The organism is Alkalicoccobacillus porphyridii (genome assembly GCF_007293315.1).
Taxonomy (GTDB): domain Bacteria; phylum Bacillota; class Bacilli; order Bacillales; family Bacillaceae_D; genus Alkalicoccobacillus; species Alkalicoccobacillus porphyridii.
This window is the reverse complement of the sequence record NZ_VLXZ01000015.1, coordinates 28,280-49,087: the sequence shown is the minus strand read 5'-3', so window position 1 is coordinate 49,087 and position 20,808 is coordinate 28,280. Positions and strand designations below refer to the sequence as shown.

The following is a 20,808-nucleotide window of genomic DNA, read 5'->3' as shown; positions in this document are numbered from 1 at the left end:
AGGTATTATGAAAAAACTTAAACGCAGTGGTCGCTTGGTAGACATGACATACTACTTATTACAGCACCCTCATGAAGTCATCTCCCTCTCTCTATTCTCTGAGCGATATCATTCGGCAAAATCCTCGATTAGCGAAGATTTAGTCATCGTCAAAGAGATTTTTGAGGAAGAGGGCTATGGTTCGTTACTTACGATACCTGGTGCAAGCGGAGGGGTTACGTTCATTCCTAGAATGAACAACCAGGATGCAGCAGACCTAGTAGAAAGGCTCAAGAAGCAGTTATCGGATCCTGAGCGAATTTTACCTGGTGGATACCTCTATATGATGGACCTGCTTGGAAACCCTCGTCTTATGAATGAAATAGGCCGTTTGTTTGCGTCTGTTTTAGCTGATAAGGAAATTGATGCTGTGCTGACAGTAGCAACTAAAGGCATTCCGCTCGCTTACGCGGTTGGCCACTTTTTAGATGTGCCTGTTCGTATTGTACGAAGAGATCTACGAGTCATGGAAGGGTCGATGGTAAGTATCAATTATGTATCGGGTTCCTCAAAAAGAGTACAAACCATGACACTTGCAAGACGCAGTCTCGCCCCAGGCGCACGGGTATTTGTCATTGATGACTTTATGAAAGCGGGCGGCACGTTAAAAGGCATGGTCGATTTATTAAAAGAGTTTGAAGCCAACTTAGTTGCAGTGGGTGTTTTAACAGAATCTGTGGGCGTGGAAGAGCGTTTGATTGATGATTATATTTCAATTACACGTCTGAGTGAAATGAATATTCGTGAGCGAACAATCCAGGTAGATGCAGGCAATGTGTTAGAAAAGGTGAAGGAATCACAGACATAGAGGGGGAGCTATTTTGAAAGCAGTTTATACAAATCAAGCACCTGAGGCGATTGGTCCTTATTCTCAAGGGGTTATCGTAAATAATCTATTCTACAGCTCAGGGCAAATTCCATTAAAACCGAGTGGAGAGTTATTAGAGGGAAATGTTCAAGAGCAAACGCATCAAGTGTTCGCTAACTTGAAGGCTGTGTTAAAAGAGGCTGGCGCGTCTCTTGATACTGTAGTGAAAGCTACTGTATTTATTAAAAACATGGATGAGTTTCCACTAATTAATGAAGTGTACGGTACGTATTTTGATACGCATAAACCAGCTCGTTCATGCGTAGAAGTTGCAAGGCTTCCAAAGGATGTATTAATCGAGATTGAGGTTATTGCATTAGTAAAATAAGCGGGACCGATTTGTTTCCTATTAAAGAAGAACCGAGCCATTATGTGATGTGTTAGCGCAATGGTTCGGTTCTTCTATGTTTCGACTAATTTCGTGGAAAAATTGGATATTTTCAGCGAAATTTTTTAATTATTTCATATATCAAGCAGGAATAACCAACTCTTCAGCGAATTCATGTAGTATCAAGAAAAGAATTTCACGGAGGGATAGCTACATGGAAATCACAGATGTCAGACTACGCCGCGTTCAGACTGATGGCCGAATGAGGGCAATTGCTTCAATAACAATGGACTTTGAATTTGTTGTTCATGACATTCGGGTTATTGATGGGAACAATGGTTTGTTTGTAGCTATGCCTAGTAAACGAACTCCTGAGGGTGAATTTAGAGATATTGCTCACCCTATTTCATCTAAAACCAGAGACAAGATTCAAGATGCTGTCTTAAAGGAATTTGATCGCGTTGGCGCAGCTGAAGAAGCATCTCTGGAAGAAGCGGGAGCGTCCTAACGGTTGACTGCTAGCCACTGCTGATTGTGCAGTGGTTTTTTTGATGCAAACGAAACTCATCTCATGTAACAATATATCCCTGTTGAAATAGGTCGATCTCTCCTTGAAATGACCCGGTATTTAGGATATATTCGTAAGGGATATAGAAGATGGGGAGGAAGCTATGAGTAATCGGTATGCGGTGATTTTAGCAGCGGGGCAAGGAACGCGTATGAAATCAAAGCTTTATAAAGTACTTCATCCAGTTTGTGGCAAGCCAATGGTACAGCATGTATCAGATATGCTTGGGCGAGTTGGGTTTGAAGAAACTGTTATTGTAGTAGGTCATGGTTCAGATGCTGTCAAAGCACAGCTCGGGGAAGACATGCATTATGTTCTTCAATCAGAACAGTTAGGAACTGGACACGCTGTCCTGCAAGCAGATGATCTTCTTAAGGATAAAAAGGGTATTACAGTGGTCTTAGCAGGGGATACACCACTGTTAACCGAAGAAACGATTACTGCTCTGATTGAAGAGCATCACAGTCAACAAGCCAAGATTACTGTGTTAACGGCCCTTGCTGATGATCCGAGTGGTTACGGCAGGGTCATTCGTGGTGAGGATGGATTGGTGCAACGAGTGGTAGAGCATAAGGACGCCACAGATGATGAAAGATTAGTAAATGAAATAAATACGAGCACATATTGCTTTGACAATGAACTTCTTTTTAAAGCGCTAAAGGAAGTAGGAAATGATAACGCGCAAGGAGAGTATTACTTGCCAGATGTGATTGAGATTCTTCAAAAACAAGGAGAAATTATTGCAGCGTATCAAAGTCCGGAGTTTTCGGAGACATATGGTGTAAATGATAGAGTAGCGTTAGCGAATGCCGAAACCTTAATGAAGCAGCGCATTAATGAGCGTTGGATGAGAGCTGGGGTAACCATTCTGGATCCTGCCAACACGTATATCTCTGCCAATGCTATCATTGGGCAGGATACGGTTGTGCATCCTGGTGTCTCCATTCAAGGAAATACTACGATCGGTCGGGACTGTATCATTGGAGCAAATAGTGAGATTGTGAACAGCTTTGTTTCCGATGGAGTGGAAGTTCGTCAATCGGTTATTCACGACAGCACAGTAGCTGAAAACGTAACAATCGGTCCTTTTGCTCATATTAGACCAGGCTCTGAGCTTGGAGCCGAGGTTCGAATTGGCAACTTTGTAGAGGTAAAGAAATCCTCACTAGCTAAAGGGGCAAAGGCTGCGCATTTAAGCTATGTAGGTGATGCGGAAGTTGGCGAGAATGTAAACTTAGGCTGTGGAACGATTACGGTTAATTATGATGGAATAAACAAACATAAAACAACGATTGAGGATGGGGCCTTCATTGGCAGTAACTCAAATTTAATTGCTCCTGTTCACATTGGTAAAGATGCATTGGTAGCAGCTGGGTCTACCATTACAGACGATGTACCCGGTAAGGCTTTATCTATTGCGAGAGCCAGACAAGTCAACAAGGATGATTATAAGAAAAACTAGCAGACGAACTAATGTGGAGGGAACGAATATTATGGCACAGTACGGTGATCCAAGTTTAAAGGTATTTACACTGAATTCAAATAAAGATTTAGCACAAGAAATTACTGAAAACATCGGTGTTACTTTAGGAAAAAACTCCGTGATGAGATTTAGCGATGGGGAAGTTCAAATTAACATTGAAGAAAGTATTCGTGGATGTGATATCTATTTAATTCAATCCACATCTGCTCCGGCAAACGAGCATATCATGGAGCTTTTAATCATGATTGATGCCCTAAAGCGTGCTTCTGCTCGTACCATTAATATTGTCCTTCCTTATTACGGATATGGTCGTCAGGATCGCAAAGCACGGGCTCGTGAGCCAATTACTGCTAAGCTGGTTGCTAACTTGCTTGAAACAGCAGGAGCGACACGTGTGTTAACTGTTGATCTGCATGCGACACAAATCCAAGGGTTCTTTGATATTCCAGTTGATCAACTAATGGGCGTACCTATTCTATCAGATTACTTTAAGGCTAAGAAGCTTGATGATGTTGTAGTTGTATCACCGGATCATGGTGGTGTAGTGCGTGCGAGAAAAATGGCTGATCGCTTAAAGACACCGATTGCTATTATTGATAAAAGAAGACCAAAGCCCAATGTATCAGAGGTCATGAATATTGTCGGTAATATTGAAGGGAAAACAGCAATCATTATAGATGATATTATTGATACAGCTGGTACAATTACGCTGGCTGCAAACGCGTTAGTAGAGCATGGAGCCAAAGAAGTATACGCGTGCTGTACACACCCTGTGCTATCAGGACCTGCGATTGAGCGTATTCGTAATTCTAAGATTAAAGAGTTAGTTGTGACCAATACCATTGCCCTTAAAGAAGAGCAACAAATTGATAAGATTTCCTCTTTATCAGTGGCGCCACTACTTGCTGAGGCAATTATACGTGTGCATGAGCACTCTTCCGTCAGCACTCTTTTTGATTGATTTAAAGCTTAAATCTTTTGTTTTTTTGTAAAGTCGGTTTGAAACGTTATGTTTAGGGGAACACATAGGATATAGACAGTGGAATCTAATCAGAGGTGATAATTATGGCAGTACTAAAAGCAGAAAAGCGCACAGATATGAGAGGTTCAGGTACGAGAAAGGTCCGTAATGCGGGATTTGTACCTGGAGTACTTTACGGTAGCAAAACTGAATCTACACCTGTCTCAGTTGAAAGTGTAGATTTCTTAAAAACACTTCGTGAAGTAGGAAGAAATGGTCTCTTTTCTCTTGAGGTTAGTGGAGGCAAAAAGCATCAGGTAATGGTACAAGAAGTTCAAACGGATCCTTTGAAGGATGCGTTTGTCCATATAGACTTTTTTGAGGTTGATATGAAGTCCGAAATGGATGCGGATGTACCAGTTCGTTTAGAAGGCGAAGCACCGGGAGTAAAAGAAGGCGGCGTCCTTGCACAGCTTAAACATGAACTTAGCGTGAAGTGTTTGCCAGCGGATATTCCTGAAGAGGTAGTCATTGACGTGTCCGAGCTAAATATCGGTGATGGCATCACAGTTGCCGACATTAAAGCAAATGTACCAGTTGATGTTACGAGTGAAGATGATGAAACACTTGTTACCGTTCAACCTCCAACTGTTGAGCCAGATCCAGAAGAGGGAGACGAAGAACCAGAGGATGTATCTCCTGAAGAAGTGGAAGCAACAGAGGAAAGACGTGACGAGAACAAAGATGGACGTGTAGAATAATATAAATAGATGAATCTTCAAAGGTATAGCCAGAAATGGTTATACCTTTTTGAGGAGTACGATTGTCAGGAAGTAGGGAGGATATGAAAGTTATCGCAGGTCTTGGGAATCCAGGCGCAAAATACGCAGGGACTAGACATAACATTGGGTTTGACATTATTGATTACACAGCTAAAGAGCTGGGGATTGAATTAAATCAATCAAAATTTAAAGGTATCTATGGGACGTATCTCCATAATGGAGAAAAAATAATTCTACTAAAACCCCTTACGTATATGAATCTGTCAGGAGAATCCGTCTCGGGGTTATTACAATATTTTGATATTCCGATTTCTGATTTGGTCATTGTATATGATGATATGGATTTACCTACAGGGAAGATACGACTTCGTCAGAAAGGCAGTGCCGGTGGTCATAACGGAATGAAATCGTTAATTGCCCATCTTGGTACAAACGAATTTAATCGTATTCGAGTAGGCATTGATCGCCCTGAAGCGGGAATGGGCATTACTCCGTACGTTTTAGGAACATATCGTCCCGATGAGAGGGAAGCTGTTCAGTCATCCATTGAACAATCTTCTAAAGCGATTGAAGCTTGGTTTGATAAGCCATTTCTTGAAGTCATGAATGCATTTAACTAACATACCTGTATAGCTGCTTTTGCCAATGCTTATACTAAACATAAGCAATAAAAGGGCAAAAGAGGTGAAACAAGTATGACGGTTTATTATCATTGTAGACATTGCCAGCTTCCACTCGGCATGCTTACACATTCGGTTCAAGCAAATGAGTTAGGTATACATCACTTAGAGAGCGATCACCGAGAGGAAGTATTGACATATATGGAGAACGGTGATATACATGTGAGAGCAATATGTGAGGACTGTCAGGAAGCACTTGCCTCAAACCCGACCCTCCACGAGCTCGATCATTTTATTCAGTAAGTGTAATGACAAACCATACATCAAGCTTTGGCAGAATAAGCCAAAGCATTTTTCTATTCAAATTACTGTCGCTATAGGCATAAGATAGATACCAAGTGAGTAGCAATAAATAGAAGTGTGCTTGAATCTTCTATAAAGGTTTGAGGAAACAGGGGGATCCACATGTTAGGATTGCAATCGTATTTTAGTAGTAGCCAGGAGTTTCACTCCGTTTCTACCAGTTTAGATGCGAGTATTAAGGAACAGTTAATTACCGGGCTGACAGGTTCATCCCGGACATTGGCGATGGCTTCTTTATTTCGTGAGACGAAAAAAAACCAACTAATTATTACCCACAATTTATTTCAGGCTCAAAAAATCTGTGAAGATCTAACCGACCTTCTTGGTGAAGAGCATGTATATCTCTACCCAGTGAATGAGCTAATTTCTGCTGAAATAGCTGTAGCCAGTCCTGAGATGAAGGCGCAACGATTAGATGTATTAAATACATTAACAGAAGGATTTTCTGGTGTAATTGTAGCTCCGTTAGCTGGAGTCAGAAGGCTTCTACCACCAAAAGAACTATGGATGAGTAGCTCCTATTCCTTTCAAACGGGATCGGATATTACATCCATTGATTCGTTGCTGACAAAGCTAATACGAATAGGCTATCGACGTGTTGATATGGTCTCAGCTCCAGGTGAAATCAGTGTGCGTGGGGGGATCATCGATTTGTATCCGCTCACAGAACCTAACCCTGTTCGCATTGAGTTATTTGATACAGAAATTGACTCCATTCGTACATTTGCTTTGGATACGCAACGATCACTTGAAAATATCACGGAGCTTAAGATTGGCCCAGCAGAAGAAATCATCCTTCAAGATGAGCACTTTTTGCATGCGGCGAATCAATTGGAGCAGCAGCTTGCAAATACCTTAAAACGAGTGTCCTCTAAAACAACACGGGCACTCCTAGATCAAAAGATTTCCTCTGATATAGACAAGCTTAAGCAACGCACCAGCTTTGAAGGAATGTACAAGTACATGTCCTTTTATTATACAGAGCCAGAGACGTTATTAAGCTATATGTCTGAAGATTCATTGATTATTATTGATGAGATGAGCCGGGTAAAGGAAATGGCTGACAGTTTGCAGAAGGAGGAAACCGATTGGAGCTTGTCGCTAATTGAGAGCGGTGATCTTGTCCACGATGTGGTCATGTCATTAGACGTTCTTTCGCAGCTGCAAAAAGGTAAACAGCCGATTTTATATCTGTCCCTTTTCTTAAAGCATGTACCATCCACTTCACCTCAAAATGTAGTTAATTTTAATTGCAAATCCATGCAGAATTTCCATGGGCAAATGCAACTGCTTGAGTCAGAGGTTAAACGCTGGAAAAAAGCTGGCTATGCGGTGTTATTTGTTGCGGGTACAAAAGAGCGGGCAGATCGACTAGCTCTTAACTTGGAGGATGAGCAAATTGAAACACATCTGGTGGATCGTTCAACAGAACTGACTGCCGGAACGATTAACATTATGCAGGGGCAGCTGCACTCCGGATTTGAGCTGCCATTACAGAAATTAGTGGTACTAACAGAGGAAGAGGTTTTCACAAAGCAGACGAAACGTCCACAACGACGCCAGAAGCTGACCAATGCTGAGCGAATTAAGAGCTATTCCGAGTTGAAGGTTGGTGACTTAATTGTTCACACCAATCATGGGATAGGAAAATATCTTGGAATTGAAACTCTTGAGATAAATGGACTTCATAAGGATTACTTGCATCTTCGGTATGCAGCCAATGATAAGCTTTATGTCCCAGTTGATCAAATTGATCAAGTGCAGAAATATGTGGGTTCAGAAGAGAAGAATCCAAAAATCTATGCACTTGGAGGAAGCGATTGGAAAAAGGTAAAGCGTAAGGTTCAATCCTCTGTAGAAGATATTGCTGATGACTTGATTAAGCTATATGCAGAACGCGAAGCAAGTAAGGGACACGCTTTCACGAAGGATAGTCATGAACAGCGTGAATTTGAAACATCCTTCCAATACGCTGAGACAGAAGACCAGCTCAGAGCTGCAGAAGAAATTAAAAAGGACATGGAACGAATCCGTCCAATGGACCGTCTTCTTTGTGGTGATGTGGGTTATGGAAAGACGGAAGTCGCGATACGTGCTGCTTTCAAAGCGATTATGGATGGCAAGCAAGTGGCCATCTTAGTGCCCACAACCATTCTTGCACAGCAGCACTATGAGACAATTATGGAACGTTTTTCTGAATTTCCTATTAATATCGGGGTTCTTAGTCGCTTCCGTTCACGTAAGGAGCAGAACGAAACACTGAAAGGTGTAAAAGCAGGATCGGTCGATTTAATTGTGGGAACTCATCGACTGTTATCTAAGGATGTTGTGTTTAAAGACCTTGGTCTATTAATTGTGGACGAGGAGCAACGATTTGGGGTAACACACAAAGAAAAAATTAAGCAGTTAAAAACAAACATTGATGTTCTCACCTTAACAGCTACGCCTATTCCACGAACTCTACATATGTCGATGCTTGGTGTGCGCGATTTATCTGTAATTGAGACGCCACCGGAAAACCGTTTTCCTGTACAGACCTATGTGGTTGAATTTAATGAATCACTTGTTCGAGAAGCGATTGAACGTGAGATGGCTAGAGGTGGACAGGTTTACTTCCTTTATAATCGTGTGGAGGATATTGAACGTATGTCTGAGAAGATATCCATGCTAGTCCCTGATGCAAAAGTAAGCTTTGCCCATGGTCAAATGAATGAAAGAGAGCTTGAATCTATCATGCTTGATTTCCTTGAGGGAGAAAGCGACGTTCTTGTAACAACCACGATTATTGAAACCGGGGTGGATATACCGAATGTTAATACACTCTTTATCTATAATGCAGATAAAATGGGTCTGTCTCAGCTCTATCAGATTCGCGGGCGAGTTGGTCGATCTAATCGTGTGGCGTATGCTTATTTCACCTACCAACGTGATAAGGTGCTCACAGAGGTTGCAGAGAAAAGACTGCAGGCGATTAAAGAATTTACAGAGCTAGGCTCTGGTTTCAAAATTGCGATGAGAGACTTAACCATTCGTGGGGCAGGGAATCTGTTAGGTGCTCAGCAGCATGGCTTTATCGAGTCTGTTGGATTTGACTTGTACTCGCAAATGCTGAAGGAAGCCATTGAAGAACGTAAGGGTGAGAAGCCTACGGAGCCACCATTCCAAACAGAGCTTGATGTGAAGATTGATGCGTATATTCCAGAAGCTTATATTACCGACGCGAAGCAAAAAATCGAGATGTATAAGCGATTTAAAGCGATAGAGGATGTTCAAGAATTAAGAGATCTAAAGGATGAAATGTTTGATCGTTTTGGGGAGTATCCTCAAGAGGTTCAGGATTTATTCCGATTAACAAAGATTAAGATGATTGCCGATCAGGAACGTATTGAGAAAATCACAGAAAGCAAGGATCAAGTGACGGTTCTTTTAACCGAAGAAAGTAGTAAGCAGATGGATGGAAGCAAGCTATTTGAGCTTGTGAATGCCTTAGGGCGCGAGGTATCACTTGGCACAGAGGGTCAAAAGATAAAAATAGTCATTAAATCAAGACGTTTAACAAACGAAGACCTTCTTACCATAATTGAAAAGGCCGTAGATGCCATTCCTAGCTCTAAGAAAAACACAGAAGCCACGCCTGCTTCTTAAATGAAACGCTCACTCCTTACAGAATGGCTAATGAATCCAATACACTCAAACAAATTCAAAAATTGGGGAATAGTTCTTGTTTGTAGACAAATACTATTCGTAACCCGAGCCTGAATGTTAGAGAAGAAAGTCCAGGGATTACACCATTGAAAGTGAGGAAACAGCATGAAAGCTACTGGAATTGTAAGACGTATTGATGATCTTGGAAGGGTGGTTATACCAAAAGAAATTCGTAGAACCTTACGAATTCGCGAGGGGGATCCGTTAGAGATTTTTGTCGACCGTGACGGTGAAGTGATTTTGAAGAAGTATTCACCTATCTCTGAGCTTGGTGATTTCGCAAAGGAATATGCTGAAGCTTTGTATGGCAGTCTTAACCACCATGTACTTATTTCAGATCGAGATACTTTTATTGCCGTTTCAGGGGCATCCAAAAAGGAATTTTCAAGTAAGGCCATCGGTGAGGTTGTGGAAACAGCGATGGAGCAAAGATCGACCAAATTGGAGTCGAATCCAGGAGAATATAATCTAGTTAGTGAGCACCATGATCATTATAAAGGCTTTGTGATTGCCCCGATTATTGCCAATGGGGACCCGATAGGAACGGTCATTATATTTAATAAAGAGCAACCACTTAACGGCGCATTAGAACAAAAAATGGCCGAAACGGCTGCGAGCTTTTTGGCTAGGCAAATGGAATAGAAGTAAAAAACCGTTTATCAGAGGGAGATACCTACTGATAAACGGTTTTTTTGATGGTTATTTTGGAAGCGAAGGACGAATGATGAGTCGCCTCTATCATAAAATCCTCAGGTTTATTTATACATAAACTTGGACACAGTCTTACTTCGTTGTGTACTTATCAATTTCAGAAAGGATCTGTTGAATAGCATCCGTATCTTGGGCGTCCGTCATGCTTTGTTTAAAGCTCGCTTCCTTCTCTTTAAGCTCAATCAGTTGTTCAAGCAAGCTTTCAGATGTAAGCATCTCTTCCTCAAGAGTAATGCTGTAGCCTTTTCGTTCAAATGACTGCGCATTTAAAATCTGATCACCACGGCTTTGAGCGCGGGATAGAGGAATAATAAGCATTGGTTTCTTTAATGCGAGAAACTCAAAAATAGCATTAGATCCACCGCGAGTCACCACATAATCGGTGGCCGCCAGTACATCTGGTAATTCATCATGTACATACTCAAATTGCTTGTAACCACTATGGTTGGAAAGGCTTGGATCAAGATGTCCCTTCCCGCATAGATGCACAATTTGGAATCGAGACAGAAGCTCAGGCAATGCTATTCGTACAGCGTCATTAACAGCCTTAGACCCTAAGCTCCCACCCATAATTGTTAATACTGGCACGCTTTTGTGAAAGCCCAAATAGTTCAAGCCCTTTTCCACACGGCCCTCTAACAAAGCTTTACGAATAGGCGATCCAATCGCTGTTGTTTTATCTGCCGGGAAATGAGCGGCCGCTTCATCAAATGAAGTAAAAATACGAGTGGTGAAGCGTTGAGCGATTTTATTTGCCAAACCAGGAGTCAAATCACTTTCATGTAAAAAAACCGGGATCTTTAAGCTGGATGCAGCGATCACAACGGGCACAGTGACAAAGCCTCCCTTTGAGAAAACGAGGTCCGGTTTAAGCTTTTTTAGTACCTTTCGTGCATCAAATATTCCTTTAACCACTCGAAAAACGTCTGTTGCATTTTTTCTATCGATATAACGTCTTAGTTTACCGCTTGAAATGGGATGGTAGGGAATATCGGTTCTATGAATGAGTTCTTTTTCTATTCCATTATGGGAGCCAATATAAGCAATATCCCACTCTGTACGATCTAGCTGTTCCATGATGGCTAGGTTCGGGGTAACATGACCAGCAGAGCCGCCACCTGTAAATACGATTTTTTTCATAATTATTCTCCTTAGATATAAAGCCTAAAAAAACGGCTTAGTTAAGCCAGATAACATACTCCTTCACTTTACTTGAAAATGAGGTGGAGCTCAACCTTTCAATTATGGTTGCTCTCATAGAACTACTTCAGCTCGCGCACATGAAATTTCAGATTGTCTGGCTAAAATAGTTTCGTTTAATGCCTGCCAAATAGTAAATCCCAATAGTAAATACATATCTCACCCAGCCAGTTATGGCGAATCAACTGGAAATTGAGTATGATAAGACTAGATAGATCTGTAGGGGGAAGGCGCTTGAGCATAGAAGTAAATCATAGAAAAACATTCCTCGGAGGCGCCGTATTATTATCAATTGCAGCCTTAATCACTAAAATAATTAGCGCGGGTTACCGCATTCCTTACCAGAATATGACTGGAGATTTAGGGTTCTACGTGTACCAGCAGATGTATCCATTCTACGGTTTTATGGCCATCGTTTCCTTATATGGCTTTCCCGTTGTCCTTTCTCGCAGGCTTGCCAGTGCAAACCAACGAGATGCACGCACAGATGCAGCTGCCTATTTTGTAGGGCTAATGATGTTCTCAATACTTGCGGCCTTGTTTATGATTGGAGCCGCACCTTGGCTAGCTATCAGCATGGGAGATCCGCAGTTAACAGGAGTCTTGAGAATTACCGGCTTTTCCTTTTTATTTCTACCATTTCTGAGCGTGACAAGAGGAATATCTCAAGGACAAGGAGATATGGTGCCTACTGCCGTTTCAAATGTCGGGGAACAATTGGTTAGAGTAAGTGCTATTCTTATTATTACGTATTTACTAATGAAATCAGGGGCCGATGCGTATCAATTCGGGACAGGAGCTATCTATGGCTCTTTGCTAGGTAGTTTCACGTCTGTTGTGATTCTATGCCTATTCTTGTTTAAAAGAGGCGGGTCATTTGGTTTAACTGAATTGAAAAAGCTCCCTATTTTATCAGGGATCAGACAAAGTGGGCATCTTCTAGCGCAGAGTGTATTTATCTGTATGAATGCGTTAGTGTTGATATTCTTTCAGTTTGCAGATGTGTTTACGATGATTCATCTGCTTGAAGGCTTCGGCATGAGTGAAGGACAAGCGTATCAAGTGAAGGGTGTGTTTGATCGCGGTCAGCCGTTTATTCAGTTGGGGACCATTCTGGCTACAACCATGGCTTTAGCGCTTGTGCCAGCTATCGCTCAGGCACAGGCGAATAAGAATCACACCTCGGCGCTTGCGTATCAAGATATGGCACTTAGACTCGCTCTACTTTTAGGGGGAGCAGCCACCATAGGCCTTATCATCATTATGAATCCAGTTAATCACATGTTATTTACTGATGAGCAAGGCTCTTCTGTATTAAGAATACTGGTGCTGTCGATTGCGCCTTGCTCCATCTATTTAACGACTGCAGCCATCCTGCAAGGGTACGGAAAAGTAAGATGGCCTGCGTTCATTATTTTAATTGGAGTTGTCGTAAAGCTGATTGCAAATGTCATCCTAATCCCGGTAATGGGGGCAATGGGCTCGTCATTGGCAACAACCATCGCATTTGTCTTGATGGCCACACTTGGTCTTTGTTTCATAAAGCGAGCGGCGGGGAATATATATACTCATTTCAAACCATACGGGGCAATTGCCGGAACCTTTGCAGCTCTAATAATAGTGGCTACCTTGTCATTATGGCTGTTGGACGGGTGGATTGGAATGGGTCAAACGAGAGCACTGGATACAGTGATTGCTCTAACAGTTAGCGTAATAGGAGGCCTGGCTGTCCTTATCTGTTTATTTACACTACCTATATTCACTGCAAGTGAGTGGGAACAGGTACCAAAGCTGAACCGATTAAAACGAGTGTTTTCAAGTAGGAAGGGTTGAATAAAGTGAGAACAATATATGTAGTAGGACTTGGGGCAGGGGATTTAGAGCAAATGTCCATTGGTCTGTATCGCCATCTAAAAAAAGCGCAGCAACTGTTTGTGCGAACTGAGGATCATCCAGTTCTACATGATCTCAAAAACGAAGGGGTGGCATGGACTTCCTTTGATGAAATATATGAGCAGCATGATCAATTTGAAGCCGTCTACCAAAACATTGTGCAGAGGCTCATTACTGCAGCGGCGAGCGGGGATATCACGTATGCAGTCCCGGGCCACCCTTTTGTGGCCGAACGGACCATCCAGCTTCTTTTGAAAGAGGCAGAGACTCAGGAGCTTAATTTAAAGTTTTTAGGAGGGGCAAGCTTTCTTGATTCCATGTACACGGCGCTACAAATTGATCCGATAGAAGGCAGCCAGATTCTTGATGGAACCTCTTTAAAGCGAGATGACTTTCAGCTTCAGCAGCATATCATTATTGTCCAAGTGTATGATGAAATGATTGCTTCAGATGTTAAGCTAACCTTAATGGAACGACTGCCAGATGATTATGAAGTAGTCATCGCTACTGCGGTTGGCTCCTCAAAGGAACAGTTGCTCCGAGTGCCGCTGTACGACTTAGATCGTGTGACGACATTAAATAACTTAACCGCTGTATATGTGCCGCCCGTTCGTGAAGAAGCGTTGCTGCAAGAGGAATTTGCAACATTACGGCAGGTAATCGCCCGGCTCCGGGGACCGGATGGCTGTCCTTGGGATAAAAAACAGACGCATCAGTCTTTAAAACCATATTTAATTGAAGAAGCTTATGAAGTACTTGAAGCTATTGATCAAGAGGACGATGAAAATCTTATAGAGGAACTTGGGGATGTGCTCTTGCAGGTTATGCTGCATGCCCAAATTGGTGAGGATAACGGCTGGTTCTCCATCCAGGATGTTCTGCAGTCCATCACAAGCAAAATGATTCGTAGACATCCTCATGTCTTTGGACAAGCAGCTGCCGATACAGCAGAGGATGTCGTGAGCAATTGGGAGGCAATTAAACAAGCTGAGAAGGGCGAACAGAAGGAAGGTCTATTATCGGGGATCCCGCAAGGCTTGCCTGGATTGATGAAAGCCATATCTATGCAAAAAGCCGCTGCAAAGGTTGGATTTGATTGGACGGAAGCCCAACCTATCTGGGACAAGTTAAATGAAGAGCTTTCCGAATTTAAAGAGGAAGTGGAAGCGGGTAGCCAGGAAGATCAGCTAAAGGAGCTAGGAGATGTTTTGTTTACAGTGGCTAATCTAGCTCGCTTTTATAAGCTTGATGCCGAACAAGCAATTGCCCAAACGAATCATAAGTTCAAGCGTAGGTTTGAATGCATGGAGCATCAGACTGAGTCATTAGGTGAAGACATGAAGGCTATGTCTTTGGATGAGCTAGAAGCGATGTGGCAGGAAAGTAAAAAAACAGATCAATAAAAAGGAGCAAAAACAATGAGATTAGATAAATTTCTAAAAGTATCACGCTTAATTAAACGCCGTACATTAGCAAAGGAAGTCTGTGATCAAGGTAGAATTTCGATCAATGGCAATCAAGCAAAGGCTGGCTCAGATGTAAAAGCAGGCGATGAGCTCATCATTCGTTTTGGTCAAAAGCTTGTTACGGTTTCAGTTGATATCGTAAAAGAAACCAGTCGCAAGGATGAAGCAGGAATGATGTATACGATTGTGAAAGAAGAGCAGGTGAATGGATAAGTGAAAGCTTTTATCTTTGATATGGATGGTGTCATTATTAATAGTGAACCGCATCATATAGAAGTGGAAATTGCTACAGCTGCAAAGTACGGAGCGACTATTACGGAAGAAGATCTTAGTAAGTATATGGGAATGGTAAGCACGGAGATGTGGGGCAGCGTGAAAACAGAGCACGGATTAACAGGCGAGCTTGAAGAGATTCTAGAGCATCAAATCACAGAAAAGCTACGTAAGCTAAAAGAATCGGATCTTGAGCCAATTGAAGGAATTAGAGAGCTGATGCAAAAGCTCTCTAAGGCAAATATCCCAATGGCAGTAGCCTCCTCCTCCCCAAGAGTGTATATCACGGCCGTTCTTGAGAAGTTTGGAATTGTTGATCAGTTTGCCTCTATTATTAGTGGTGAAGAAGTGAACGAAGGAAAACCGGCACCAGATATTTATCTTGAAACAGCGCGAGTATTAGGCGTTGAGCCAACGGACTGTGTTGTGTTGGAGGATTCTCGTAACGGCGTACGGTCGGCAAAGGCTGCGGGTATGACATGTATTGGATATTTGGCGCCAGATGCCGGCAGTCAGGACCTGTCCCAAGCAGACACCATTGTCTCTACGATCCGCGATATACAAATAACTAACGATTAGATTCGTCTGAAACGGAGGCTGAGATGAAACCGCATTTATTTGGGTCTGTTCATTTGTTGATTATACAAGAGCATCAGATTCTTATGCTGCAGAGGCAGAATACAGGCTTTGAGGATGGGAATTGGAGCGTTGTGGCAGGCAAAATTGACTTTGGAGAGGACATGCTCTCTGCTGTGCAGCGTGAGGCAAAAGAAGAAGTTGGGATTACGATTCAACAAGATCAAATTGAGGTGGCTGGTGTGCTGCACCGTTCCTCAGAAAATCTCAATTGGGTCGACTTCTTTGTTCGGATTCAAGAATGGGAGGGTCAACCATATAATGCGGAGCCAGACAAATGCAAAGCCTTAGCATGGTACCCATTAGATGAGCTGCCTAAAAACACGATTAACTATGTAAAAAAAGCGATTCACAAACAGGACTCAACAATGTGGTATGACAGTGACGGCTGGAGATAACATGGCTGAAAGGGGAGCTTCACATGAAAATAGGATTAGTCCGACACTTCAGAGTATCACGTGGATATCCTGAACGGCATTTTATTAACAGTCGTGACTTGGTTGAATGGGTGAAGGAATATGACGCATCTGATGTGGAGGAGAATCCAGTGGATCTCGGGAAGGTAAATTGGAAGGCTTGTTATTCTAGTGATTTACCCCGAGCCAAAACGACAGCGAAATCCATTTACACAGGGCCGATTAAAGAAACAAAAAAGCTCAGGGAAATTGAGTTGGTTCCGCCATTTAACGCGCCGTTCCGACTGCCTTTATTCTTACATCTCATATTGATTAGGCTGGCGTGGGTATTCACTCATGCATCTCAGCCTGAAAACAGACAACAAACAAGAGCCCGGCTCAATGATATTTTGACAAAAGCAGAAGCAGAGGGCAAAGACTGTTTAATTGTCAGTCATGGTGCCGTCATGGACATTATGAGACAACAGTTACTCAAACGCGGCTATAGAGGTCCTTATTTTAAATTACCTAGTAATGGCAAGTTGTATGTGTTTGAGAAATGAATGTAAGCTTCATAAAGTAGACTAGCCCCCTTCTGCCGTTTTAACATAGAAGACCCAAACGATAGTATGTTAAATCAACCTAATCGTTTGGGTCTTCATGATTTATTTAGATAGAGAAGCTTCTCCAGGTAGAACATACTCTTCTTTTACCACAGGCTTTTTGCTTACATTTCCTTGTTTAAAGTAACTAATGATTCTAGAGGTGACTGCAATGGATACAATGGAAAAGAATCCTTTTACAATGCCGATAGTGTAGACGCTTGTTAACACAACCATCAAATCAAATAAAAAGTTTGTTTTCCCAGGGTCAAATCCATAACGCTTCTGAAGAAAAAGAGCGAGAATATTCGATCCTCCAAGTGAGGCTTGGTTTCTAAACAAGAGACTTAGTCCCAAACCAATAAGTACCCCGCCTATTAAAGCCCCACTCCAATACGAAATCACAAACGAAGGAAGCCATACATCCGCCGCCGTTAGCACGGACAGAAGGGAAACCGATAAGATGGTGGTTACCGTAAAGGACAAGCCCATCCGAATCACAGAAAAAATATAAAACGGAATGTTAATAACAAAAAATAAAAGCGCAAACGGTAGCTGTGTAAGGTAACTTAAGCCCAAAGATAAACCGGCTGTGCCCCCGGTAACCAAATCTGAATGCTTAAGAATCAATACGCCGCATGCCACCACAAAACAGCCCAACCAAATGTGTATCCATTTTCTCATATATTCGTGCCACTCCTTATCTGTACAAACCGATCCAATTCTACTACCTTAATAATATAAAGATATAGATGGTAAACCCATATAAATATGAAGGAATATCTTACGATGAACCTTTTTATTGCAGGATTATCGCTTATAATAAAATAAAAATGAAGGGAGAGGTTGAGATGGACCTTATTGATTGTAAGATTCTCACCCATTTACAAGAGAACGCCCGGATATCGGTGAGCGAGCTTTCGAAATTATTAGCTCTTAGTCGACCAAGTACAGCAGAGCGTTTGGTTAGACTGCAGGAGAAGGGTATTATTGATGCCTTTACAGCACGAATTTCTCTACCAGCCATTGGCAGAGAAATCATGTTGATTATTCAAGTTAGTGCATTAAAAGTATCGCTTCAAGAATTTGAGGAGATGATCCAACAAGAAGAGGCGATCATTGAATGTCACCGTGTCACTGGTGAAGTGAGTTATTTTTTGAAAGCAGCTGTTCATGATATGAATACGATGAGGATGTTAATAGACCGGCTGATTCCATTCGGAACGATTAATACATCTACCGTGCTCACCTCTCCAGTTCCTTATCGAATTCTAACTCCTTAATTAGAAAAGAGGAGGTAGCGCTATGTTTGTTGAATAGAATAAGAGGATAGCTCGAATTTTGACTTAGGAAGGATGTTGTATGAATGAAGTTTTCGGAAATGCCCTACAAAAGACCAGAGAAGGAAGAAGTGGAAAGTACCTTTACGAAGTATTTGAAGGTATTCAATGAGTCTACAACCGTAGAGGAGCAGGTCGACGCATTAAAAGATATTCAGTCCTATAGCAATTGGTTGGAAACACAATCAAATCTAGTCACAACCAGACATTCAATTGATACAGAGGATGCTTTTTATAAAGCAGAAAAAGAATACATAGATGACATTATGCCGATTATCCAAGAGTTTGTAACTGACTATTATAAGGCGCTGCTTCAATCGACATTTCGTGATGAGCTCGAAAAGAGATGGGGGCGTCAGTTGTTTATGCTTGCGGAGCTTCAGCTAAAAACATTTAGTCCCGATATCATTCCAGATCTACAGCGGGAAAATAAATTAACAACAGAGTATGGACAGCTTATTGCTTCAGCAAAGGTTCACTTTGACGGGGAAGAACGTACGCTTGCTCAATTAACTCCTTATGAACAGTCAAAGGATCGTGGCACTCGTAAGCAGGCATCTACTGCTAAGTTTCAGTTTTTGGCTGAGCAGGGCGAGCAGTTAGACCGGATCTATGATGATTTAGTTAAAGTACGTACTCAAATGGCAAAGAAACTCGGCTACGAAAGCTTTGTGGAGCTAGGATATGCAAGAATGACGAGAACGGATTATAATGCTGAAATGGTCGCCAATTTTAGAAAGCAGGTAGAGGAATATATTGTGCCTGTAGCTACAAGGCTGAGACAGCGTCAGCAACAGCGGATCGGTGTAGACAAACTAAAGTTCTATGATGAGAATTTTAGCTTTCAATCCGGTAATGCGGTTCCTAAAGGGGATGCAGACTGGATTATTGAAAATGGAGCAAAGATGTACAAGGAGCTTTCACCTGAAACCCATGAGTTCTTTACTTTTATGGTAGAGAATGAGTTGATGGACCTAGTAAGTAAAAAAGGAAAAGAAAGTGGGGGATACTGCACGTATTTCCCTGAGTACGGCTCCCCCTTTATTTTCTCTAACTTTAACGGGACCTCAGGCGATATTGACGTACTAACCCATGAGGCCGGACATGCCTTTCAGGTTTATGAAAGCCGTCACCTGGGAGTACCTGAGTACAGCTTTCCAACCATGGAGGCTGCAGAGATTCACTCAATGAGTATGGAATTTTTTGCGTGGCCTTGGATGGACCAATTCTTTAAAGAGGATACGGAAAAGTACAAATTCTCTCATCTTGCCGAATCCTTGTTGTTTATTCCTTATGGAGTAGCTGTAGATGAGTTCCAGCACTTTATCTATGCAAATCCGGAAGCGACACCCGAGGAGCGTAAGCTGCACTGGCGGAAGCTAGAAGAGAGATATCTGCCACATCGTGATTATGATGGAAACAGCTATCTGGAGGCAGGCGGTTTCTGGCAAAGACAGTCACATATCTATCAGGTTCCATTCTATTATATTGATTATACGCTCGCCCAAATTTGTGCACTGCAGTTCTGGCAACGGATGCATCAGGATAAAGAGACTGCATGGCAGGATTACCTGCAGCTCTGTCAAAAGGGAGGAAGTCTATCCTTTGTAGAGCTAGTCAAAGTGGCAGGCCTCCGCTCTCCATTTGAAGATGGCTGCGTGGAATCAGTCATTGGTGAGATTGAAGAATGGCTCAATAGCATACAAGATCAAACATTATAAACCTCCTATAAACAACCCCGTACTGCATGAAAAAATGTGGTGCGGGGTTTTGTCGTGTTGCAATGGGTAAAGGGGCTTCGGCTGCCGCTCCCTGGATGGAGGGGCACGCTTTCCGCGGGCGGGCGTTGAACTAAAACTGGCTGTGCCAGTTGTATTTCAACCTTGCCCTTTCCTCCCGCAGGAGTCGGCCCTTCCATCCCGGCCGCTAATTACGTCTATGATCTAGTAACCGAACATTTGCCCTTTGAATACAGCCCTTACTTTCTTAGAACACCAGCTAAGGCACGGAGAAATAAATGAATGAATACCACTATGAAAATTGAAAACTATAATCTGATTATCTTTTAGGATATACGTAAGCATCATGGACTCCCCTCTTCTCAAGCGGACGAAATTGGAGGGCCGACGCCTGCGGAAGGAAAAGGAGGCTACTGAAAAAGAAGTTTTTTATTACAATGAATCTTATTTCTAATTAAAAACAACCTTGATTTCCTTAAATAGGAATGTTGGTCATTTGTTTAATCCAAAACATGAGCGGAAGGAGAAACGTAGACTCCTACGGAACAGAACGAGTCTGAAGACATTGAAGTGGCGCACTTCCACTTCAAGGGCTGAGGCCGTTCCCGTGGAAAGCGAAGTTTTCTCCTGTAGCGGTGCATGAGCTCATTACTAGATGATTTTTTCAGTAACGTCGATAAAAAGGTTCATTGAGATAAATCGACGTAGGCGGGTTAGCGCGGATACTCCCGCGGAAAGCGTGCCCTTTCATCCAGGTAGCGGCAGCCGAAGCACAATACACTCATTCACTAATAACCACCTCTCTTTTTTTCCAATTGTTCATGTATTTCGCCTTT

Annotated in this window: 20 protein-coding genes; 18 read left to right on the top strand and 2 right to left on the bottom strand. The window is 42.3% G+C overall.

Going from position 1 to position 20,808, the window contains the following annotated elements; all coding sequences use genetic code 11:
* The first annotated feature begins 7 nt into the window (after positions 1-7).
* From purR to spoVT, 10 genes are all read left to right on the top strand, one after another.
* Positions 8-847: a pur operon repressor gene (purR, locus tag FN960_RS18265; RefSeq protein WP_143850307.1), complete on the top strand. Its 840-nt coding sequence runs from the start codon at positions 8-10 to the stop codon at positions 845-847.
* Positions 848-857: 10 nt separating this feature from the next.
* Positions 858-1,235 carry a RidA family protein gene (locus FN960_RS18260; RefSeq protein ID WP_143850306.1) on the top strand — a complete coding sequence of 126 codons (378 nt, stop codon included), beginning with the start codon at positions 858-860 and terminating at the stop codon, positions 1,233-1,235.
* Positions 1,236-1,449: 214 nt separating this feature from the next.
* Positions 1,450-1,743, top strand: a complete 294-nt coding sequence (spoVG, locus tag FN960_RS18255) for a septation regulator SpoVG (RefSeq protein ID WP_143850305.1) — start codon at positions 1,450-1,452, stop codon at positions 1,741-1,743.
* Between the two features lie 163 nt (positions 1,744-1,906).
* Positions 1,907-3,265 (top strand): bifunctional UDP-N-acetylglucosamine diphosphorylase/glucosamine-1-phosphate N-acetyltransferase GlmU, encoded by a 1,359-nt coding sequence (glmU, locus tag FN960_RS18250; protein WP_143850304.1) that lies wholly within the window; start codon positions 1,907-1,909, stop codon positions 3,263-3,265.
* Between the two features lie 31 nt (positions 3,266-3,296).
* Positions 3,297-4,247, top strand: a complete 951-nt coding sequence (locus tag FN960_RS18245; protein WP_308419956.1) for a ribose-phosphate diphosphokinase — start codon at positions 3,297-3,299, stop codon at positions 4,245-4,247.
* Positions 4,248-4,351: 104 nt separating this feature from the next.
* Positions 4,352-5,008, top strand: a complete 657-nt coding sequence (locus FN960_RS18240; protein ID WP_143850303.1) for a 50S ribosomal protein L25/general stress protein Ctc — start codon at positions 4,352-4,354, stop codon at positions 5,006-5,008.
* A gap of 83 nt (positions 5,009-5,091) precedes the next feature.
* Positions 5,092-5,649: an aminoacyl-tRNA hydrolase gene (gene pth, locus FN960_RS18235; protein ID WP_143850302.1), complete on the top strand. Its 558-nt coding sequence runs from the start codon at positions 5,092-5,094 to the stop codon at positions 5,647-5,649.
* 75 nt (positions 5,650-5,724) lie between these two features.
* The gene (gene fin / locus FN960_RS18230; protein WP_143850301.1) at positions 5,725-5,952 is read left to right on the top strand and encodes an anti-sigma-F factor Fin; all 228 of its coding nucleotides are present in this window, start codon (positions 5,725-5,727) and stop codon (positions 5,950-5,952) included.
* 162 nt (positions 5,953-6,114) lie between these two features.
* Positions 6,115-9,657: a transcription-repair coupling factor gene (gene mfd, locus FN960_RS18225; RefSeq protein ID WP_143850300.1), complete on the top strand. Its 3,543-nt coding sequence runs from the start codon at positions 6,115-6,117 to the stop codon at positions 9,655-9,657.
* Between the two features lie 165 nt (positions 9,658-9,822).
* Positions 9,823-10,359 carry a stage V sporulation protein T gene (spoVT, locus tag FN960_RS18220; protein ID WP_143850299.1) on the top strand — a complete coding sequence of 179 codons (537 nt, stop codon included), beginning with the start codon at positions 9,823-9,825 and terminating at the stop codon, positions 10,357-10,359.
* Positions 10,360-10,500: 141 nt separating this feature from the next.
* Here the strand turns inward: spoVT and murG are convergent, their stop codons facing one another.
* Positions 10,501-11,568 carry an undecaprenyldiphospho-muramoylpentapeptide beta-N-acetylglucosaminyltransferase gene (gene murG / locus FN960_RS18215; RefSeq protein WP_143850298.1) on the bottom strand — a complete coding sequence of 356 codons (1,068 nt, stop codon included), beginning with the start codon at positions 11,566-11,568 and terminating at the stop codon, positions 10,501-10,503.
* Between the two features lie 294 nt (positions 11,569-11,862).
* Between murG and FN960_RS18210 the strand changes: the two genes are divergently transcribed.
* From FN960_RS18210 to FN960_RS18185, 6 genes are read left to right on the top strand one after another with little or no spacing between them, the layout of a single operon-like run.
* Entirely contained in the window at positions 11,863-13,461 is a 1,599-nt protein-coding gene (locus FN960_RS18210) for a putative polysaccharide biosynthesis protein (protein ID WP_185971101.1), read from the top strand.
* A 5-nt stretch (positions 13,462-13,466) separates the two neighbouring features.
* Entirely contained in the window at positions 13,467-14,924 is a 1,458-nt protein-coding gene (gene yabN / locus FN960_RS18205; RefSeq protein ID WP_143850296.1) for a bifunctional methyltransferase/pyrophosphohydrolase YabN, read from the top strand.
* A gap of 15 nt (positions 14,925-14,939) precedes the next feature.
* Entirely contained in the window at positions 14,940-15,200 is a 261-nt protein-coding gene (locus FN960_RS18200; protein ID WP_143850295.1) for an RNA-binding S4 domain-containing protein, read from the top strand.
* Positions 15,201-15,839: an HAD family hydrolase gene (locus FN960_RS18195; protein ID WP_143850294.1), complete on the top strand. Its 639-nt coding sequence runs from the start codon at positions 15,201-15,203 to the stop codon at positions 15,837-15,839. It abuts the gene before it with no gap.
* A 23-nt stretch (positions 15,840-15,862) separates the two neighbouring features.
* Positions 15,863-16,294, top strand: coding sequence for an NUDIX hydrolase (locus tag FN960_RS18190; RefSeq protein ID WP_143850293.1), 432 nt, complete (start codon positions 15,863-15,865; stop codon positions 16,292-16,294).
* A 23-nt stretch (positions 16,295-16,317) separates the two neighbouring features.
* A complete protein-coding gene (locus FN960_RS18185; RefSeq protein WP_143850292.1) occupies positions 16,318-16,854 on the top strand; it encodes a histidine phosphatase family protein in 537 nt (178 codons plus the stop codon).
* 102 nt (positions 16,855-16,956) lie between these two features.
* Here FN960_RS18185 and FN960_RS18180 read toward each other — a convergent pair whose 3' ends face one another.
* Positions 16,957-17,577, bottom strand: coding sequence for a YitT family protein (locus FN960_RS18180; protein ID WP_143850291.1), 621 nt, complete (start codon positions 17,575-17,577; stop codon positions 16,957-16,959).
* Positions 17,578-17,744: 167 nt separating this feature from the next.
* On the opposite strand from FN960_RS18180, the gene FN960_RS18175 reads away from it, so the two are divergent.
* Both FN960_RS18175 and FN960_RS18170 read left to right on the top strand, forming a co-directional pair.
* Positions 17,745-18,176 (top strand): Lrp/AsnC family transcriptional regulator, encoded by a 432-nt coding sequence (locus FN960_RS18175; protein ID WP_143850290.1) that lies wholly within the window; start codon positions 17,745-17,747, stop codon positions 18,174-18,176.
* Between the two features lie 83 nt (positions 18,177-18,259).
* Positions 18,260-19,954, top strand: a complete 1,695-nt coding sequence (locus tag FN960_RS18170) for a M3 family oligoendopeptidase (RefSeq protein ID WP_143850289.1) — start codon at positions 18,260-18,262, stop codon at positions 19,952-19,954.
* Positions 19,955-20,808 lie beyond the last annotated feature (854 nt).